Here is a 20289-nt window from a genome sequence, read left to right on the forward strand (position 1 = left end):
TCGTTTTCCGTTACAGGAGTTCCCTCATGACGAATCGTACCCAGCGTTTGAAAGACGCACTTTTTGCCAGCCCACGTGAAATCTCGCTTGAGCGTGCTTTGCTCTATACCGCCAGCCATAAGAAGACGGAGGGCGAGCCGGTTATCCTCAGGCGTGCAAAAGCCACGGCGTACATTCTTGACTATGTGAACATCGCGATTCGTGATGAGGAACTGATTGCCGGAAACCGGACCGTTAAACCGCGTGCGGGCATTATGTCTCCTGAGATGGATCCCTACTGGCTGCTTAAGGAGCTGGACCAGTTTGCCACGCGTCCGCAGGATCGCTTTGAAATCAGCGATGAGGATAAGCAGATCTACCGTGACGTGCTGTATCCCTACTGGGAAAAACGGTCGATGAAGGATTTCATTAACAGCCAGATGACGGATGAGGTGAAAGCCGCTGTGGGGACGCAAATTTTCAGCGTCAACCAAACGGACAAAGGGCAGGGGCATATCATTATTGATTATCCGCGCCTGCTCAATAACGGCCTGGGTGTGCTGGTGGAGGAATTGCGCGAATACTGCGCCCGCGATGCGCAGAACACGTTCTATGCCGCCGCACTGATTCTGCTTGAAGCGTCCCAGCGTCATATTCTGCGCTACGCCGCGCTGGCTGAAACCCTTGCTACCGTCTGTGATGAAGCTTCACGGCGTGAAGAATTACAGAAGATGGCAGAAATCTCGCGCCACAACGCGCAGCATAAGCCGCAAACGTTCTGGCAGGCGTGTCAGCTCTTCTGGTACATGAACGTCATTTTGCAGTATGAATCTAACGCCAGCTCGCTCTCCATCGGGCGCTTTGACCAGTACATGCTGCCCTTTTATCAGGCCTCGCTCTCACAGGGCGAAGAACCCGCGTTCCTGAATGAGATTCTGGAATCGCTGTGGGTGAAGTGCAATGACGTGGTGCTTTTACGCTCCACCAGCAGCGCCCGCTATTTTGCCGGGTTTCCGACCGGGTATACCGCACTATTGGGCGGCCTGACGGAGAGCGGTCGTAGCGCGGTGAACGTGCTTTCCTTCCTGTGTCTGGATGCTTACCAGAGCGTTCAGCTTCCTCAACCGAATCTCGGCGTGCGGGTTAACGAACTTATCGACCGGCCCTTCCTGCTTAAAACGGCGGAGACGATCCGCCTGGGTACCGGCATCCCGCAGATCTTTAACGATGAAGTGGTGGTGCCTGCCTTCCTCAACAGGGGAGTGTCGCTGGAAGATGCGCGCGACTACGCGGTGGTTGGCTGTGTAGAGCTGTCAATTCCGGGTAAAACCTACGGTCTGCACGATATCGCGATGTTTAACCTGCTGAAGGTGATGGAAATCGCGATGCAGGAGAACGAAGGCAACGCAGCGCTGAGTTATGAAGGCTTGCTGGAGCATATTCGCGCCAAAATTAATCACTACATTGCGCTGATGGTCGAGGGGAGCAATATCTGCGATATCGGCCATCGTGACTGGGCTCCGGTGCCATTGCTCTCTTCTTTTATCAGCGATTGCTTAGCATCAGGGAAAGACATCACCGACGGTGGCGCGCGCTATAACTTTTCCGGCGTACAGGGCATTGGGATAGCGAATTTGAGCGACTCGCTGCACGCCCTGAAGGGGTTGGTCTTTGAACAGCAGCGCTTAAGTTTTGACGCGCTGTTAGCCGTGTTAAACGCTAACTTTGCCACGCCTGAGGGCAAAAAAATCCGCGCCCGGTTGATCAATCGCTTCGAAAAATACGGCAATGATATCGATGATGTCGACAACATCAGCGCTGAACTGCTGCGCCACTACTGTAAAGAGGTCGAAAAATACCGCAACCCGCGCGGCGGGCAGTTCACCCCGGGTTCTTATACCGTATCGGCACACGTGCCGCTGGGGGCGGTGGTGGGGGCAACGCCCGATGGCCGTTTTGCCGGGGAACAACTGGCAGACGGTGGACTCTCGCCGATGCTTGGACAAGATATGCAGGGCCCGACGGCGGTACTGAAATCGGTAAGTAAGCTGGATAACTATCTGTTATCTAACGGCACGTTGCTAAACGTTAAATTCACCCCTGCGACGCTGGAAGGTGATGCCGGGCTGCAAAAGCTGGCGGATTTCCTTCGCGCCTTCACCCAGCTTAAGTTGCAGCATATCCAGTTCAACGTGGTGAATGCGGAAACACTGCGTGAAGCGCAACAGCGTCCGCAGGATTTTGCCGGGCTGGTGGTACGCGTTGCAGGGTACAGCGCCTTCTTTGTTGAGCTATCGAAGGAGATCCAGGATGACATTATCCGCCGCACAGCGCATCAGCTGTGACGTGGTTGAAACGCGCGTCGACGTGGCGCGTATTTTCAATATCCAGCGCTACTCATTAAATGACGGACGCGGCATCCGTACGGTGGTTTTTTTTAAAGGCTGCCCTCACCGCTGTCCGTGGTGCGCGAATCCGGAGTCGATCTCGCCGAAAATCGAAACGGTGCGTCGGGAAAGTAAATGCCTGCACTGTGTTCCCTGCCTGCGGGACGCAGATGAATGTCCGTCCGGTGCCTTCGGGCATATCGGAAGAGATGTGACCCTGGATGAGCTGGAAAACGAGGTAATGAAAGACGATGTCTTCTTTCGTTCCTCGGGAGGCGGGGTGACGCTTTCGGGCGGGGAAGTGTTGCTGCAGGCGCCTTTCGCGACAAAGTTTCTACAGAGGCTGCGTCGTTTCGGCGTGCATACGGCCATCGAAACGGCAGGCGATGCGCCGTTGTCCCGACTAATGCCGCTGGCGCGCCAGTGTGATGAAGTGCTGTTTGATTTGAAGATCATGGACACGGCGCTGGCCCAATCAATTGTGGCAATGAATCTTCCCAGAGTACTGGATAATTTCCGTCAGCTGGTGGCTGACGGGATAAACGTGATTCCCCGCGTCCCGCTTATTCCTGGCTATACGCTTAACGAAACGAACATGGCGCGCGTGCTGGCTTTCCTGCTACCTTCAGGAATACGGCAGCTGCATTTATTGCCCTTCCATCAGTATGGGGAGCCAAAATACCGCCTGCTGGGGCAGAAGTGGGGAATGCGGCAAGCGAGCCCGCCGACAGAAGATGAGGTGTCAGCGATGCGTCTACTGGCCGAGCGCGAAGGTTTCAATGTTACCCTGGGAGGCTGAACATGACAGTGATAGCGGGACGTCATCTGGTGGCGGTGACCGCGTGCGTCAGTGGCGTCGCACATACCTATATGGCTGCCGAACGGCTGGAAAAGCTCTGCCAGCAGGAGAAGTGGAGCGTTAACATCGAGACGCAGGGAGCGCTGGGCGTTGAGAGCGAGCTTACGGAAGAGGACATCCGGCGTGCCGATGTCGTATTGCTCATTACTGATATCGAACTGGCGGGCAGTGAACGTTTCGAGCATACGCGCTACGTGAAGTGCGGTATTAACGCCTTTTTACGTGATCCCCAAAAGGTGATGGGAGCGGTGCGTAAAATGCTATCCGCTCCGCAGCATACTCAGGTCATTCTGGACTAGCTGCCTTTCCGGTGAGCTGGCTGTGATACTGGCGGCGGTATTCTGACGGCGAACGCTCCGTGTTCTTGCGAAATAACCGGCAGAAATAGTTGCTGTCGACAAATCCGCAGGCATGCGCCACCTCTTTCACTTTTAAATCATACCCTTTCAACAGCTGGCGCGCGTGTTCAAGCCGGGTATGCGTCAGGTACTCATTGAAACCCACTGCGCCCGTTTTCTGAAACAGATGCGACAGGTAGTTTGGGGAGATATAAAACGCCTGCGCGACGGATTCCCGGGTAAGCGGAGTGGCGAAGTGTTCGTCAATATAGACCCGAATCGCTTCAAACAGAGCCTGACTGCGGGAGGCGGTTTGGATCTGACTCCCCAGCAGGTCGACGCAGTGGCTAAGCAGGCTGGCGATAATCAGCCGCGCGGTTTGCTGCTCGTGCGGTTGCATCTGCATTTCATGGAGCGTCTGTAAGAGAAGCGAGCCAATGCGCGGACCGCGGCGGGCAACGTGCTGCTTCGCCAGGTTACGAACGTCTACACCGTCCCAGTGCAAAAGGCTAAACCCAAGCTGCTGTTTGCCAAACAGGATGCTCAGCGTTGTTGCGGGGGCTTGCCATTGTGGATTATTCCAGCCGCCAGCCGGGACGTATAAAACATCACCCTGCTGTAAAACGCAGCCAGCAAGGTCTGTCATCGAACCTTCGATCACAATCTCCAGACGCGGAAAATCGACCTGCAAGGCAAGTTCGGGGGCGGAGATCGCTGGGTTTGCAAAATGCACCTGACGCAGCGGCGTTGTGCTATTGATCAGGTCCGTCAGGATGCGGGTAATGTCGTGGTGCATGGTGGATACCAGGGTATTGCCGGGTGGCGCTAACGCTTACCCGGCCTACTTAACGTAGGCCCGTGCAAGCGCAGCGCCGCCGGGCATAAAGCATTAGCCGGTGTTACGCATACCCGCCGCAACGCCCGCAATCGTCACCATCAGCGCCTGTTCAACGCGTGGATCCGGTTCTTTCCCTTCTTCTTCCGCCAGACGCGAACGGTGCAGCAGCTCTGCCTGCAGGACGTTCAGCGGGTCGGTGTAAATGTTACGCAGCTGAATAGACTCGGCAATCCACGGCAGGTCCGCCATCAGATGTGAGTCGTTGGCGATGTCCAGCACCACTTTGATGTCGCCTTCCAGCAGTTCGCGCAGCTCTTTACCCAGCGCCCACAGTTCAGGTTTCACCAGACGCTGGTCGTAGTATTCCGCCAGCCACAGGTCAGCTTTCGAGAAGACCATCTCCAGCATTCCCAGACGGGTAGAGAAGAATGGCCAGTCGCGGCACATGGTTTCCAGTTCGTTCTGTTTGCCGTCTTCCACCACTTTTTGCAGCGCAGCACCGGCACCCAGCCAGGCGGGCAGCATCAGGCGGTTCTGCGTCCAGGCAAAGATCCACGGGATCGCGCGCAGAGACTCTACGCCACCGGTTGGGCGACGCTTTGCAGGACGTGAGCCCAGCGGCAGTTTACCCAGCTCCTGCTCAGGGGTGGCTGAACGGAAGTAAGGGACGAAATCTTTGTTTTCACGCACGTAGCCGCGGTACAGATCGCAGGAGATAGCCGACAGCTCGTCCATGATATGGCACCAGGAGGCTTTCGGCTCCGGCGGTGGCAGCAGGTTGGCTTCCAGGATCGCGCTGGTATAGAGCGACAGGCTGCTGATGGTCACTTCCGGCAGGCCGTATTTGAAGCGGATCATCTCGCCCTGCTCGGTGACGCGCAGGCCGCCTTTCAGGCTTCCCGGCGGCTGCGACAGCAGCGCTGCGTGCGCCGGTGCGCCGCCACGGCCAATTGAACCACCGCGTCCGTGGAACAGGGTCAGTTCAATACCGGCTTTCTCGCAGGTTTTGATCAGTGCGTCCTGTGCCTGATATTGCGCCCAGGATGCTGCCATCACGCCCGCGTCTTTCGCGGAGTCGGAATAGCCAATCATCACCATCTGTTTGCCCTGAATAAAGCCGCGGTACCAGTCGATATTCAACAGCTGGCTCATGACGTCGTTGGCATTGTTCAGGTCGTCGAGGGTCTCAAACAGCGGGGCGACCGGCAGGGCGTAGTCGATTCCCGCTTCTTTCAGCAGAAGGTGAACGCCAAGCACGTCGGACGGGGTCTTCGCCATGGAGATCACATAGGCGGCCACCGATCCTTTCGGCGCATCAACGATCGCTTTACAGGTGTTGAGCACTTCGCGGGTTTCGTTGCTTGGCTCCCAGTTGCGCGGCAGCAGAGGGCGCTTCGAGTTCAGCTCGCGGATCAGGAACGCCTGCTTGTCAGCTTCGGACCAGCTTTCATAATCGCCGATGCCGAGATAGCGGGTCAGCTCGCCCAGCGCTTCGGTATGACGGGTACTTTCCTGACGTACGTCGATACGCACCAGCGGCACGCCGAAACACTTCACGCGACGCAGGGTGTCGAGCAGTTCGCCGTTAGCGATGATACCCATCCCGCAGGCCTGCAGTGATTTATAACAGGCGTAAAGCGGCTCCCAGAGCTGTTCGTTCTGGCTGAGCAGGCCTTCTGGTTTTGGCAGGCGCTGGCCTTTCAGGCGCGCTTCCAGCCAGGCCTGAGTGGCCATCAGCTGACCACGCAGTTTTTTCATCAGGAAACGGTACGGCTCGCTGGCGCCTTCTTCGCCGGCCAGCGCGCGCAGTTCCGGCGTTGCTTCAACCATCGACAGCTCGGAGATCAATACCTGAATATCTTTCAGGAACAGATCGGTCGCTTTCCAGCGGCTCAGCAGCAGGACGTGGCGGGTGATTTCCGCGGTCACGTTCGGGTTGCCGTCGCGGTCACCGCCCATCCAGGAGGTGAAGCGCACCGGAACAAAATCAACCGGCAGGCGGTAGCCGAGGTTCTCTTCCAGCTGTTCGTTCAGCTCGCGCAGGTAGTTAGGCACCCCTTCCCACAGGCTGTTTTCCACCACCGCAAAGCCCCATTTGGCTTCGTCGACCGGGCTTGGGCGATGCTTACGAATTTCATCGGTGTGCCAGGACTGGGCAATCAGCTGGCGCAGACGGCGCATCAGCTGGTTGCGTTCGTAGTCGGCAATGTCTTTGTTATCCAGCTGCTTGAGGCAGTTGTTCACTTCCACCATTTTGTGGATCAGGGTGCGACGGGTAATTTCGGTTGGGTGTGCGGTCAGCACCAACTCCAGCGAAAGCGACTCCACCGCTTTTTTGATGGTGGCTTCGTTGAGGTCTGGCTGGTCTTTCAGTTTACGAAGGGTGCGGGCAATGACTTCCGGGTTGCTGGCCGCTTCGCCGTTTGGCGAAATGCTGTGGTATTGCTCAGCGGTGTTGGCCAGGTTCAGGAACTGGCTGAAGGCGCGTGCAACGGGCAGCAGCTCATCGTTAGAGAGGTTCTGCAAAGTGGTGAGCAGCTCCTGACGACTGGCCTCGTTACCGGCACGGGAAGATTTAGACAGCTTGCGGATGGTTTCAACGCGGTCGAGGATGTTCTCCCCCAACGCATCTTTGATGGTATCTCCAAGCACTTTGCCGAGCATACTGACATTACTACGCAACGCGGAATATTGTTCGTTCATAAAAACCCAGTCACCCCATCATTTTTGTTTATGCCCAGGCGAAAATCTTCTGGACATTATTTTGTCATCTCCCTTTATAAAGCCACGTAAAACCCCCGTCGTCAATTGCTGCGAAAACGGTTCAGCAAACGAATAAATGCGGGCAATTTACGAAATTTAATTCGCATTGCGTCAGATAAGAGATGCTTATGGGAATGTGACGGAGATCATGCGATTTGTTGCTCTCACCCTAACCCTCTCCCACAGGGAGAGGGGACTCTTCGGTGCGGTTTTAATGCCAGCAGAAGTGATGCACAACCTGGGTAATCAGTTCGCGGGTGGGCTTGATAAAGCGGGTCTCCAGATATTCATCCGGCTGGTGCGCCTGGTTGATGGAGCCAGGGCCAAGGACCAGGGTAGGGCAAAGCGTCTGAATAAACGGCGCTTCGGTGCAGTAGTTCACCACGTCGGTTTTCTCACCGAGCAGTTTTTCCACAACTTCAACCAGCTGATGGTCCGGCGGGCATTCATAACCCGGGATCGGCGGATGCAGTTCGGAGACCGTCAGGCGACCCGGCCAGCGCTCGCTCACCGGGGCCAGAGCCTCATTCAACAGGCCGTCAAGATCGCTCAGGGTCATGCCCGGCAGCGGGCGAATATCCATGTGCAGTTCGCAGCAGGCGCAGATACGGTTGGAGGCATCACCCCCGTGCAGGCTGCCGAGGTTCAGGGTCGGATACGGTACGGTGAACGCCTCGTAGTGATAGCGTTCTTTCAGATCGTCGCGCAGGGTCATGATGCGGCCGATGGCGTCATGCATCAGCTCGATGGCGTTCACGCCGCGCGCCGGATCGCTGGAGTGGCCGGACTGGCCCAGCACGCGCACGGCGGTAGAAATATGGCCTTTGTGCGCGCGGATCGGTTGCAGAGACGTCGGCTCACCGATAATGGCGCAATCCGGGCGAATCGACGTGTTTTCAGAGAAGTAGCGCGCGCCCGCCATGCTGGTCTCTTCATCAGCGGTCGCCAGAATGTAGAGCGGTTTTTTCAGCTTCGTCACGTCCACGTCACGCAACGCGTCGAGGATAAAGGCGAAGAAGCCTTTCATGTCGGCGGTGCCCAGACCGTAGAGCTTGTTGTCGTGCTCGGTCAGGGTGAACGGATCGCGCGTCCATCGGCCATCGTCAAACGGCACGGTGTCGGTATGACCGGCCAGCAGCAGACCGCCCGCACCGGTTCCGGTGCTGGCGAGCAGGTTAAATTTGTGGCGAGTGCCGGGGACGGGCTGAACCTCAACGTTAAACCCAAGATCGCTAAACCAACCCGCCAGCAGATTGATTAAAGACTCATTGCTCTGATCCAGCGCTTCTTCCGTTGCGCTGATGGACGGTGTGGCAATCAGGGCGCGGTAGATCTCGATAAATGGCGGTAAGTTCATTTTCATTGTTGACACACCTTAGGTCGTGATAGTATCAATATTCATGCAATAAATGTGAATAAAAATACATTAACGTTGAGCATAAAGGAACCCGATGTTGAATACGCTGATTGTAGGCGCTAGCGGTTATGCGGGCGCAGAGCTTGTAAGCTACGTGAATCGCCATCCACATATGACCATAACCGCTTTGACCGTGTCAGCGCAAAGCAATGATGCAGGAAAGTTAATTTCCGATTTGCATCCGCAGCTTAAGGGCATGGTCGATCTGCCGCTGCAGCCCATGTCTGACATCAGCGAGTTTACCGACGGCGTCGACGTGGTGTTTTTAGCCACCGCGCATGAGGTCAGCCACGACCTGGCGCCGCAGTTTCTGGCGGCCGGCTGCGTGGTCTTCGACCTCTCCGGCGCGTTCCGCGTTAACGACGGCGCGTTCTACGAAAAATATTATGGTTTCACCCATCAGCACCCTGATCTGCTTGAAAAAGCGGTGTACGGTCTGGCGGAGTGGAGCGCAGATAAACTGAAAGAAGCGGACCTGATTGCCGTTCCGGGCTGCTACCCGACGGCGGCGCAGCTTTCCCTGAAGCCGCTGATCGACGCGGGTCTGCTGGATCTGAACCAGTGGCCGGTGATCAACGCCACCAGCGGCGTGAGCGGTGCAGGACGCAAGGCGGCGATCTCCAATAGCTTCTGCGAAGTGAGCCTTCAGCCGTATGGCGTGTTTAATCACCGTCATCACCCTGAAATCACGACGCATCTGGGCGCGGACGTCATTTTCACCCCGCACCTGGGCAGCTTCCCGCGTGGGATCCTCGAAACCATCACCTGCCGCCTGAAACCGGGCGTGACCAAAGAGCAGGTGAGCGAGGTCTTCACGCAGGCGTATGCGGATAAACCGCTGGTGCGCCTGTACGACAAAGGCGTGCCGGCGCTGAAAAACGTGGTCGGTCTGCCGTTCTGCGATATCGGCTTTGCCGTTCAGGGTGAGCATCTCATCGTGGTGGCCGCAGAAGATAACTTACTGAAAGGCGCTGCCGCACAGGCAATGCAGTGTGCAAATATTCGTTTCGGTTTCCCGGAAACGCAGGCTCTTATTTAAGGTGTGATGATGAACCCATTAATTATCAAACTCGGTGGTGTACTGCTGGACAGCGAAGAAGCGCTGGAGCGTCTGTTTACCGCGCTGGTGAACTATCGCGAATCACATCAACGTCCGCTGGTGATTGTGCACGGCGGTGGCTGCGTGGTGGATGAGCTGATGAAAGGGCTCAACCTGCCGGTGAAAAAGAAGAACGGCCTGCGCGTGACGCCTGCTGACCAGATTGACATCATTACCGGCGCGCTGGCGGGTACGGCGAACAAAACGCTGCTGGCGTGGGCGAAGAAACACCATATCGCGTCCGTGGGCCTCTATCTGGGCGATGGCGACAGCGTAAAAGTGACCCAGCTCGACGAAGAACTCGGCCACGTTGGACTGGCGCAGCCAGGTTCGCCTAAGCTGATTAACACGCTGCTGGAAGGCGGTTTCCTGCCGGTGGTGAGCTCCATCGGCGTGACCGAAGAGGGCGAGCTGATGAACGTTAACGCTGACCAGGCGGCGACCGCGCTGGCGGCAACGCTGGGTGCGGACCTGATCCTGCTCTCCGACGTGAGCGGCATTCTGGACGGTAAAGGCCAGCGCATTGCGGAAATGACGGCTGAGAAAGCCGAGCAGCTGATTGCGCAGGGCATCATCACCGACGGCATGATCGTCAAAGTGAACGCCGCGCTGGATGCGGCACGCACGCTGGGCCGCCCGGTGGATATCGCCTCATGGCGTCACGCGGAGCAGCTTCCGGCGCTGTTTAACGGCACGCCGATTGGCACGCGTATTTTAGCGTAATCGATTTAATGTTTTGTAGGCCCGGTAAGCGCAGCGCCACCGGGCAATGAAATTCAAAGATATTAAGGAAGCATGTTATGGCACTTTGGGGTGGGCGTTTTACACAGGCAGCGGATCAGCGGTTCAAACAGTTCAACGACTCTTTGCGCTTCGACTACCGCCTGGCCGAACAGGATATTGTCGGCTCTGTGGCCTGGTCCAAAGCGCTGGTAACGGTAGGCGTACTGACCGCAGACGAACAATTACAGCTGGAAGAAGCGCTGAACAATCTGCTGGAAGAGGTGCGTCTGGATCCGCAGCAAATCCTGCAGAGCGATGCCGAAGATATTCACAGCTGGGTGGAAGGCAAACTGATCGACAAGGTCGGCCAGCTGGGTAAAAAGCTGCATACCGGCCGGAGCCGTAACGACCAGGTCGCCACCGACCTGAAGCTGTGGTGTAAAGATACCGTCGGCGAACTGCTGGCGGCCAACCGTCAGCTGCAGAGCGCGCTGGTGGAAACCGCGCAGAACAACCAGGACGCGGTGATGCCGGGTTATACCCACCTGCAGCGCGCGCAGCCGGTGACCTTTGCGCACTGGTGTCTGGCCTACGTTGAGATGCTGGCGCGTGATGAAAGCCGTCTGCAGGATACCCTGAAACGTCTGGACGTCAGCCCGCTGGGCAGCGGCGCGCTGGCGGGTACCGCTTACGAAATCGACCGTGAACAGCTGGCAGGCTGGCTGGGCTTTGCCTCCGCCACCCGTAACAGCCTGGACAGCGTCTCTGACCGCGACCACGTGCTGGAGCTGCTCTCCAATGCGTCTATCGGGATGGTGCACCTGTCGCGCTTTGCTGAAGATCTGATCTTCTTTAACTCCGGCGAAGCGGGCTTCGTCGAACTGTCCGACCGCGTGACCTCAGGCTCATCCCTGATGCCGCAGAAGAAAAACCCGGACGCGCTCGAGCTGATCCGCGGCAAATGTGGCCGCGTGCAGGGTGCGCTGACCGGCATGATGATGACCCTGAAAGGGCTGCCGCTGGCGTACAACAAAGACATGCAGGAAGACAAAGAGGGGCTGTTCGACGCGCTCGACACCTGGCTGGACTGTCTGCATATGGGCGCGCTGGTGCTGGATGGCATTCAGGTGAAGCGTCCGCGCTGCCAGGAAGCGGCGCAGCAGGGCTATGCGAACTCTACCGAACTGGCGGATTATCTGGTGGCGAAGGGCGTACCGTTCCGTGAAGCGCACCATATTGTCGGTGAAGCGGTTGTGGAAGCCATTCGTCAGGGTAAACCGCTGGAGGATCTGGCGCTGGCCGATCTGCAGAAGTTCAGCGCGGTTATCGGGGATGATGTGTATCCGATTCTGGCGCTGCAGTCCTGTCTGGACAAGCGTGCCGCGAAAGGCGGCGTGTCGCCTAAGCAGGTGGCGCAGGCGATTACGGATGCGAAAAACCGGCTGGTTTGAACCGTGCGGGCTGGTGCCCTCACCCCGGCCCTCTCCCACAGGGAGAGGGAGAAAAACGGAGCCTGGCTTAGCGCTGGGCTTTTTTTTACGCAAAAAAAAGCGGACCACGGGGTCCGCAAAAGTTCACGTTGGCTTTAGTTGTTCGAGTTTTGAGAGAAACTCGCTGACGGTGCGGGGACGTCAAGGGTCAAACACGTGCCGCCTCGTCTATGTGGTGTATTATTCAACAGAATGCTTGATAGGGATAATCGTTCGTTGCTATGCTATCTATCGCCATGAACTATCGTGGCGACGGAGGATGAATAATGAATATTCGTGATCTTGAATACCTGGTAGCGTTAGCCGAGCATCGTCACTTTCGCCGCGCGGCAGATTCCTGTCACGTCAGCCAGCCCACGCTGAGTGGCCAGATCCGCAAGCTGGAAGACGAGCTGGGCGTGATGCTGCTGGAGCGCACCAGTCGTAAGGTTCTGTTCACACAGGCAGGTCTTCTGCTGGTGGATCAGGCGCGCACCGTGCTGCGCGAGGTCAAAGTGCTCAAGGAAATGGCAAGCCAGCAGGGGGAGGCGATGTCCGGCCCGCTGCATATTGGCCTGATCCCAACCGTTGGCCCGTACCTGTTGCCGCACATCATTCCGATGCTGCACCAGACGTTCCCGAAACTCGAAATGTACCTGCACGAAGCGCAAACCCATCAGCTGCTGGCGCAGTTAGATAGCGGCAAGCTCGACTGCGCCATTCTGGCACTGGTAAAAGAGAGTGAAGCCTTTATTGAAGTGCCGTTGTTCGATGAGCCGATGATGCTGGCGATCTATGAAGATCACCCGTGGGCGAACCGCGATCGCGTGCCGATGGCCGATCTGGCGGGTGAAAAGCTGCTGATGCTGGAAGATGGCCACTGCCTGCGCGACCAGGCGATGGGCTTCTGCTTCGAAGCGGGTGCGGATGAGGATACCCATTTCCGCGCAACCAGCCTGGAAACGCTGCGTAACATGGTCGCGGCGGGAAGCGGTATAACGCTGCTGCCTGCGCTGGCCGTGCCGCGCGAGCGTAAGCGTGATGGCGTGGTCTATTTGCCGTGCATCAAGCCGGAGCCGCGTCGCACTATCGGCCTGGTGTATCGTCCGGGGTCACCGCTGCGCAGCCGCTATGAGCAGCTGGCAGAGGCCATCCGTGGTTCGATGGATGGCCATTTCGACAGCGCGTTAAAACAGGCGGTTCAGGCCGTTTAGTGCCGCTACCCGGTAGGCTTCCGCCATGGTCGGGTAGTTAAAGGTGGTGTTAACGAAGTACTCAATGGTGTTACCACCACCTTTCTGCTCCATTATCGCCTGTCCGATATGAATGATTTCCGCGGCGCGTTCACCAAAGCAGTGAATGCCGAGGATCTCTTTCGTCTCGCGATGGAACAGAATTTTCAGCGTACCCACGCTCATCCCCACGATTTGCGCCCGCGCCAGATGTTTAAACTGCGCACGACCCACCTCGTAAGGCACCTTCATAGACGTCAGCTGCTGCTCGGTTTTCCCTACGGAACTGATTTCCGGGATGGTGTAGATGCCCGTCGGGATATCTTCAATCAGATGAGCCGTCGCTTCGCCTTTCACCAGCGCCTGAGCCGCAATGCGTCCCTGGTCGTAAGCGGCTGAAGCCAGGCTTGGGTAGCCAATCACGTCGCCGACCGCGTAAACGTGCGGCAGGGCGGTCTGATACATGCTGTTGACCTTCAGCTGACCGCGGCTGTCGGTCTCGAGTCCGATATTTTCCAGCTGCAGGGAATCGGTATTGCCGGTACGGCCGTTGGCGTACAGCAGGCAGTCCGCTTTCAGCTTCTTGCCGGACTTCAGGTGCATGATCACCCCGTCGTCGCATCCTTCGATTTTCTCGTACTCTTCGTTGTGGCGAATCACCACGCCGCTGTTCCAGAAGTGGTAGGAGAGCGAATCTGACATTTCCTGATCGAGGAACGCCAGCAGGCGGTCGCGGGTGTTGATCAGGTCAACTTTGACGTCCATTCCGCGGAAGATCGACGCATATTCGCAGCCGATGACTCCTGCGCCATAGATAATGACGTGGCGGGGTTCATGGTGCAGGCTCAGAATCGAGTCGCTGTCGTAGACGCGCGGGTGCGAAAAGTCCACGTCGGCCGGATGGTATGGGCGTGAACCGCAGGCAATCACAAATTTTTCAGCGGTGATGGTTTCAACCGACCCGTCGTGGCATTCGAGTGCCAGGGTGTGTTCATCCACAAAATGCGCGTTACCCTGCAAAATTTCGCAGTGGTTACGCTCATAAAACCCCTGACGCATACGCGTCTGCTGGTTAATGACAGTATCCGCGTGATTCAGTATGTCGGCAAAAGATGAACGAAGAAGTCGGGAATGGTCGCTGTAAAGAGGGTTCTGGTTAAATTCGATAATGCGGCTAACGGCGTGGCGGAGGGCTTTCGAAGGGATGGTGCCCCAGTGGGTGCAACCGCCGCCGACATTATGGTAGCGCTCAATGACCGCTACTCTGGCTCCCTGTTTCACCAGACCCATAGCAGCGCCTTCGCCGCCGGGGCCGGAACCAATAACTATTGCGTCGTAATCGTAGGAATGTGGCATGGCAAGGCTTACCTGTTCTTATACATAAAAGCAACAGAATCATAACATCATTGCCAGAGTAACCCAATTATCGTTGTGCTTTTTTCCGGCAGTGGAGCACAAACCGCACGTAAACAATCATTCACAAAGCCAGGCAAACAGATTAATTTTATTCTCTGGTATAGTGCCATCAGGCCTTTGGAAGGATTCAACTATCGTGATGGGCGTAAGAGCACAACAAAAAGAGAAAACCCGGCGTTCGCTGGTGGAAGCCGCATTCAGTCAACTGAGTGCCGAGCGGAGTTTTGCCAGTTTGAGCCTGCGCGAAGTCGCACGTGAGGCCGGGATTGCGCCAACGTCCTTCTATCGTCACTTCCGTGATGTGGATGAACTGGGCCTGACCATGGTCGACGAGAGCGGCCTGATGCTGCGTCAGCTGATGCGCCAGGCGCGTCAGCGTATCGCCAAAGGGGGCAGCGTGATCCGCACCTCCGTATCGACCTTTATGGAATTTATCGGCAACAATCCCAACGCGTTTCGTCTGCTTCTGCGCGAGCGTTCGGGCACATCGGCAGCGTTTCGTGCCGCCGTCGCGCGCGAAATTCAGCACTTCATCGCGGAACTTGCCGACTATCTTGAACTCGAAAACCATATGCCGCGTGCGTTTACTGAAGCACAGGCCGAGGCGATGGTGACGATTGTATTCAGCGCGGGTGCCGAAGCGCTGGATGTCAGCATTGAACAACGCAAGCAGCTCGAAGAGCGACTGGTATTACAGCTCAGGATGATCTCCAAAGGCGCGTACTACTGGTATCGCCGTGAACAAGAGAAACTGGCACATCAAACCGAAGAGTGAAGGTGAGTAGTGAAACAGTCAGGTCAGGATAAAGGGACGCTGTTGCTGGCATTGATCGCTGGCTTATCCATTAATGGTACGTTTGCCGCTATTTTTAGCTCAATCGTGCCGTTTTCGATTTTCCCGCTTATTGCGCTGGTGCTGACGGTGTACTGCCTGCATCAACGTTACCTGAACCGCACCATGCCGGTGGGGTTACCGGGGCTGGCCGCCGCCTGCTTTATTCTGGGCGTATTGCTGTACAGCACCGTGGTTCGCGCGGAATATCCGGATATCGGCTCTAACTTCTTCCCTGCGGTACTGTCTGTGGCGCTGGTGTTCTGGATTGGCTCGCGCATGCGTAGCCGTAAGAGCCAGTTACCGGAGTAAAGGGTTTTGTCATTGTAGGCCGGATAAGCGAAGCGCCATCCGGCTTTTTGGCAGGTGGCGCTTCGCTTACCTGCCCTACAAGGCCACATTACTTCGCCATGAGCAGTACACCGCACTCCATATGGTGCGTATAAGGGAACTGATCGAACAGCGCCAGACGTTCAACCTTGTGCGTCTGGCCTAACGTTTCCAGGTTCTTGCACAGCGTCTCCGGGTTACAGGAGATGTACAAAATACGCGGGTACGCCTGCACCATCTTCTCTGTTTCGCTGTCCAGGCCACTGCGCGGCGGGTCGACAAAAATCGTCTCACACTGGTAGCTCTTCAGATCGATCCCTTCCAGGCGGTTAAACTGGCGAACGCCGTTCATGGCCTGGGTAAACTCTTCAGCGGCCATGCGAATGATCTGCACGTTGTCGATATGGTTAGCGGCAATGTTGTACTGCGCGGCGGCCACCGACGGCTTGGCGATTTCCGTTGCCAGCACGCGATCGAAGTTACGCGCCAGCGCCAGCGAGAAGTTGCCGTTACCGCAGTAGAGCTCAAGCAGATCGCCCGTTGACCCTTCCGTCGCCTTCAGCGCCCACTCCAGCATCTGCACGTTCATCGCGGCGTTCGGCTGGGTGAAGCTGTTCTCGACCTGACGGTAAACCATCTCTCTACCCGCTACCGGCAGGCGCTCGTCGATGTAGTCCTGATCCAGCATGATTTTGGTTTTGGTCGCGCGGCCAATCAGGTGAACGTTGATGTTCTGCGCGCGCAGCGCATCGCGCAGCACTTCTGCCTGCTCGCGCCACTCGTCGTTCAGGGCTTTGTGGTACAGCAGGGAGACAATCGCCTGATTGCTTTGCGTGGTCAGGTAGTCAATCTGGAACAGCTTGTTACGCAGTACCGGATTGTTACGCACGCCGTCCATTATCAGCGTCATTAACTGGTTAATGAGCTCGCTCGCCGCCGGAAAGCTGTCCACGCGGATACGGGACTTTGTCTGCTGATCGAAAATGATGTGGTACAGGTCGTCACCGTCGTGCCAGATGCGGAACTCGGCGCGCATGCGGTAGTGGCTGACAGGAGAGCGGAACACCTCGGGAACGGGCGCGTTGAAAGGCGTCATCATACTTTGCAGGCGGACAACTTTCTCTGCCAGCTGCGCGTCGTACTGTTCTGTCGGGAGGTGTTCTGGGGTCATGATGCGTCCTGAGTGATAAAGAATTACGCGGCGATTGTAGGCATTGTTCAGGGGATGTCCAGATTTAATGGCCAATAGCTGTCTGGACATCCATACGTGTCTAATTGTAGCATTCTGTTTCCGGTCTCCTGAGAGTGAAAAGGGAATCCAGTGTAAATCTGGAGCTGACGCGCAGCGGTAAAGACTGGCGGGATGAGCGTTGTAGACACTGTGAAAATGGGAAGTCTTCATCCTTATATAGCCACCTAGCCCGAAGACCTGCCGGGATCACGTCGCATTTGGTTTCATCATCGCGTGCTATCGATGAGGCCTGCGGCATCCTTCTTATATTGTGGATGCTTTAACAATGATTAAAAAAGTATCGCTGTTGACGGCGTTGTCCGTCACGGCATTTTCGGGCTGGGCGCAGGACAGCGCCGACTCGTTGGTGGTGACGGCAAATCGTTTTGAACAACCGGCAAAAACTGTTCTGGCACCGACGTCCGTCGTGACGCGTGAAGACATTGAGCGCTGGCAGGCAAAGAGCGTGGTGGAAATCATGTCACGTCTGCCTGGCGTGGATATCGCGCAAAGCGGTGGAATGGGCTCGAACTCTTCGACTTTTATTCGCGGAACGGAATCTCGCCATGTGCTGGTGCTGGTTGACGGTATTCCTTTGAATAACGCCGGGATCAGCAACGTTCCCGATCTGAGCCAAATCCCGACCTCGCTGATTCAGCGTATTGAGTACATCCGTGGTCCGCGTTCAGCCCTGTATGGCTCCGACGCGATTGGTGGCGTGATTAACATCATTACCGGACGTGATAAGCCGGGTGCAGAAATCTCAGCGGGCGTTGGCTCTAAGGGATATCAGACCTATGATGGCGCTTTCCAGCAGGTGCTGGATAAAACCAAAATCACCATGGCGGGTAACTACACCTATACCCGGGGTTTTGACATCGCCGCAAAAGATGCGCCGCGCCAGCCTGACCGCGATGGCTTTATGAGTAAATCGCTGTACGGCTCCGTGGAACAGCAGATTACCGACAGCGTGAGCGGCTTCTTCCGTGGCTTTGGTTATGACAACCGCACCGCGTATGACGGTTACGATCACTACGACGCCAACTTTATGGTGGATGGACGACCTGATACTCGCCAGCTCTACAGCCAGAACTGGGACACCGGTCTGCGTTACAACCAGGGGATTTTCCAGTCACAGTTGGTGGCGGGCTATGGTCGCAGTAAAGATCAGAACTATGATCCGAAGAAAGGGCGTTACGCTGATTCCGCCACCATGGATGACGTGAAGCAGTACACCACCCAATGGCTCAACACCGTAGAAGTCGGTCACGGCAACATTGGCGCAGGTCTGGACTGGCAAAAGCAGAAGACCCAGGCTGGAACGGGCTATCTGGAGAAAGGTTACGAGCAACGCAATACCGGCGTGTTTGTTTCGGCGATGCAGCAGTTCAGCAGCGTGACGCTTGAAGCGGCGGCGCGTAATGACGATAACTCCAACTTTGGTAACCATGGAACATGGCAAACCAGCGCAGCGTGGGAGTTTGTGGAGGGCTATCGCGTCATTGCCTCCTACGGTACCGCATTTAAAGCACCGACCATGAGCCAGATCCACAGTGCCTCTTACGGTAATCCGGACCTTAAACCAGAGGAGAGTAAGCAGTGGGAAGGTGGCTTTGAAGGCCTGACGGGACCGGTCAACTGGCGTATCACCGGTTATCGCAATGACATTGATAATCTTATTAGCAGCGATCCGCATACGTATCGTTACTACAATGTTGACGAAGCACGTATTAAAGGTGTGGAAGCGACGGCACAGTTCGATACTGGCCCGGTCGGGCATCAGATTTCCTACGATTATGTCGACCCGCGTAATGCCAAAACCAACGAAGTACTGGCCCGTCGTTCTAAGCAGCAGGTTAAGTACCAGCTTGACTGGCAGGTATGGGATCTCGACTGGAACCTTGCCTACCGTTATCTGGGCACTCGCTATGATGTCGCGATTGATCCAGACACCTATTCGTCAGAACGCGTGAAAATGGGCGGTGTTAGTCTGTGGGATGTCGCAGTTTCGTATCCTGTCACCTCACATCTCACAGTTCGTGGTAAAATAGCCAATCTGTTCGATAAAGATTACGAGACAGTTTATGGCTACCAAACTGCAGGACGGGAATACACCTTGTCTGGCAGCTACACCTTCTAATCCGCGTCCCACCGTGCTGGTGTTTGATTCCGGCGTCGGTGGGCTTTCGGTCTATGATGAGATTCGGCATCTTCTGCCGGATCTCCATTACATCTACGCCTTCGATAACGTCGCTTTCCCGTACGGGGAAAAGAGCGAAGATTTTATTGTTGAGCGTGTGGTGGAAATCGTCACTGCGGTACAAAAGCGCTATCCCCTTGCGCTGGCCGTCATCGCCTGTAATACGGCGAGCACCGTTTCTCTTCCCGCCCTGCGTGAAAAATTCCAGTTCCCGGTTGTGGGCGTCGTTCCTGCAATAAAGCCTGCCGCGCGTCTGACGGCGAACGGCATTGTGGGCTTGCTGGCCACGCGGGGTACGGTAAAGCGTCCTTATACCCGCGAGCTGATCGACCGTTTTGCAAACGAATGCCAGATAGCGATGCTGGGTTCGGCTGAGCTGGTGGAGATGGCTGAAGCGAAGCTGCATGGCAAGGCGGTATCACTCGAGGAGCTGCGTCGTATTCTACGTCCGTGGCTGCGTATGCCCGAACCTCCGGATACCGTTGTGCTGGGCTGTACCCACTTCCCGCTATTACAGGAAGAGCTACTGAAGGTGCTGCCGGAGGGGACACGCCTGGTGGATTCCGGTGCGGCTATTGCCCGTCGTACGGCCTGGTTGCTGGAGCATGAAGCGCCGGATGCGAAATCTACCGATGCGAATATCGCGTTTTGTATGGCCATCACGAAAGAGACTGAGCAACTTTTACCCGTTTTACGCCGTTATGGCTTTGAAACGCTCGAAAAACTGGCGCTGTAGCACGGTTTTGAGCAAAAAAGAGACGGTTGAAAGTTTTTTTTAAAAGAGGGGTTGTCAACGTCTGAGAACTCCCTATAATGCGCCTCCACTGACACGGAACAACGGCTTACAGGCCGCCGGGTTAGCGGGGTTCAGAGATGAACGCCAGCAGAGAAAAGCGAAAATAATCACTTGACTCTGAATGAGGAAAACGTAATATACGGGACCTCGCAACGGTGAGCTTAACGCCGCGTTGCAACTGCTCTTTAACAATTTATCAGACAATCTGTGTGGGCACTCAAAGTGACATGGATTCTTAATGTCTTCGGACAATAAATGAATACCAAGTCTCTGAGTGAACATACGTAATTCATTACGAAGTTTAATTCACGAGCATCAAACTTAAATTGAAGAGTTTGATCATGGCTCAGATTGAACGCTGGCGGCAGGCCTAACACATG

General features: G+C 56.1%; 16 protein-coding genes and 1 riboswitch. Of the genes, 11 read left to right on the forward strand and 5 right to left on the reverse strand.

The genetic code is table 11. The annotated features are described in order from the left end of the window. The first annotated feature begins 26 nt into the window (after positions 1 to 26). Genes P349_RS02430 through P349_RS02420 form a run of 3 tightly spaced genes read left to right on the forward strand, consistent with a single transcriptional unit; the run spans position 27 to position 3524 of the window. The gene (locus tag P349_RS02430; protein ID WP_032648485.1) at positions 27 to 2324 is read left to right on the forward strand and encodes a formate C-acetyltransferase; all 2298 of its coding nucleotides are present in this window, start codon (positions 27 to 29) and stop codon (positions 2322 to 2324) included. Next, a complete protein-coding gene (locus P349_RS02425; RefSeq protein ID WP_032648487.1) occupies positions 2290 to 3165 on the forward strand; it encodes a [formate-C-acetyltransferase]-activating enzyme in 876 nt (291 codons plus the stop codon). Before P349_RS02430 ends, P349_RS02425 begins: the two co-directional genes overlap by 35 nt. 2 nt (positions 3166 to 3167) lie before the next feature. Continuing rightward, on the forward strand, positions 3168 to 3524 hold the full coding sequence (locus P349_RS02420; RefSeq protein WP_024909177.1) for a PTS fructose-like transporter subunit IIB: 357 nt from the start codon (positions 3168 to 3170) through the stop codon (positions 3522 to 3524). Here the strand turns inward: P349_RS02420 and P349_RS02415 are convergent. From P349_RS02415 to argE, 3 genes are all read right to left on the reverse strand, one after another. Then, complete coding sequence (locus tag P349_RS02415; protein ID WP_032648488.1) at positions 3511 to 4359, reverse strand: helix-turn-helix transcriptional regulator; 849 nt, start codon at positions 4357 to 4359, stop codon at positions 3511 to 3513. The two genes, P349_RS02420 and P349_RS02415, sit on opposite strands and share 14 nt — an antisense overlap. Positions 4360 to 4452: 93 nt before the next feature. Continuing rightward, a complete protein-coding gene (ppc, locus tag P349_RS02410) occupies positions 4453 to 7104 on the reverse strand; it encodes a phosphoenolpyruvate carboxylase (protein ID WP_024909175.1) in 2652 nt (883 codons plus the stop codon). Positions 7105 to 7375: 271 nt separating this feature from the next. Next, a complete protein-coding gene (gene argE, locus P349_RS02405; protein ID WP_008501790.1) occupies positions 7376 to 8527 on the reverse strand; it encodes an acetylornithine deacetylase in 1152 nt (383 codons plus the stop codon). 88 nt (positions 8528 to 8615) lie between these two features. Between argE and argC the strand changes: the two genes are divergently transcribed. The 4 genes from argC to oxyR all read left to right on the forward strand — a co-directional run bounded on the left by argC (position 8616) and on the right by oxyR (position 13086). Next, positions 8616 to 9620, forward strand: coding sequence for an N-acetyl-gamma-glutamyl-phosphate reductase (gene argC / locus P349_RS02400; RefSeq protein WP_032648489.1), 1005 nt, complete (start codon positions 8616 to 8618; stop codon positions 9618 to 9620). Positions 9621 to 9626: 6 nt separating this feature from the next. Beyond that, a complete protein-coding gene (argB, locus tag P349_RS02395) occupies positions 9627 to 10403 on the forward strand; it encodes an acetylglutamate kinase (RefSeq protein WP_090420882.1) in 777 nt (258 codons plus the stop codon). A 77-nt stretch (positions 10404 to 10480) separates the two neighbouring features. Then, a complete protein-coding gene (gene argH / locus P349_RS02390) occupies positions 10481 to 11854 on the forward strand; it encodes an argininosuccinate lyase (protein ID WP_032648491.1) in 1374 nt (457 codons plus the stop codon). A 305-nt stretch (positions 11855 to 12159) separates the two neighbouring features. After that, on the forward strand, positions 12160 to 13086 hold the full coding sequence (gene oxyR / locus P349_RS02385) for a DNA-binding transcriptional regulator OxyR (protein ID WP_023333839.1): 927 nt from the start codon (positions 12160 to 12162) through the stop codon (positions 13084 to 13086). Here oxyR and sthA read toward each other — a convergent pair. Then, positions 13060 to 14460, reverse strand: a complete 1401-nt coding sequence (sthA, locus tag P349_RS02380; protein WP_008501785.1) for a Si-specific NAD(P)(+) transhydrogenase — start codon at positions 14458 to 14460, stop codon at positions 13060 to 13062. The genes oxyR and sthA overlap by 27 nt on opposite strands. Positions 14461 to 14656: 196 nt before the next feature. On the opposite strand from sthA, the gene fabR reads away from it, so the two are divergent. Both fabR and P349_RS02370 read left to right on the forward strand, forming a co-directional pair. Next, a complete protein-coding gene (fabR, locus tag P349_RS02375; RefSeq protein WP_008501784.1) occupies positions 14657 to 15295 on the forward strand; it encodes an HTH-type transcriptional repressor FabR in 639 nt (212 codons plus the stop codon). A 9-nt stretch (positions 15296 to 15304) separates the two neighbouring features. After that, positions 15305 to 15664 (forward strand): YijD family membrane protein, encoded by a 360-nt coding sequence (locus P349_RS02370; RefSeq protein WP_008501783.1) that lies wholly within the window; start codon positions 15305 to 15307, stop codon positions 15662 to 15664. A gap of 88 nt (positions 15665 to 15752) precedes the next feature. On the opposite strand, the gene trmA is transcribed toward P349_RS02370, so the two are convergent. Continuing rightward, the gene (gene trmA / locus P349_RS02365) at positions 15753 to 16853 is read right to left on the reverse strand and encodes a tRNA (uridine(54)-C5)-methyltransferase TrmA (protein WP_032648493.1); all 1101 of its coding nucleotides are present in this window, start codon (positions 16851 to 16853) and stop codon (positions 15753 to 15755) included. A gap of 104 nt (positions 16854 to 16957) precedes the next feature. After that, a riboswitch (cobalamin riboswitch) is annotated at positions 16958 to 17133 on the forward strand. Between the two features lie 66 nt (positions 17134 to 17199). On the opposite strand from trmA, the gene btuB reads away from it, so the two are divergent. Both btuB and murI read left to right on the forward strand, forming a co-directional pair. Beyond that, positions 17200 to 19053, forward strand: a complete 1854-nt coding sequence (btuB, locus tag P349_RS02360; RefSeq protein WP_024909851.1) for a TonB-dependent vitamin B12 receptor BtuB — start codon at positions 17200 to 17202, stop codon at positions 19051 to 19053. Beyond that, a complete protein-coding gene (murI, locus tag P349_RS02355; RefSeq protein ID WP_032648495.1) occupies positions 18998 to 19849 on the forward strand; it encodes a glutamate racemase in 852 nt (283 codons plus the stop codon). Before btuB ends, murI begins: the two co-directional genes overlap by 56 nt. Positions 19850 to 20289 lie beyond the last annotated feature (440 nt).

The sequence above is a fragment of the Enterobacter sp. DC4 genome, from assembly GCF_000568095.1.
GTDB lineage: Bacteria > Pseudomonadota > Gammaproteobacteria > Enterobacterales > Enterobacteriaceae > Enterobacter > Enterobacter pseudoroggenkampii.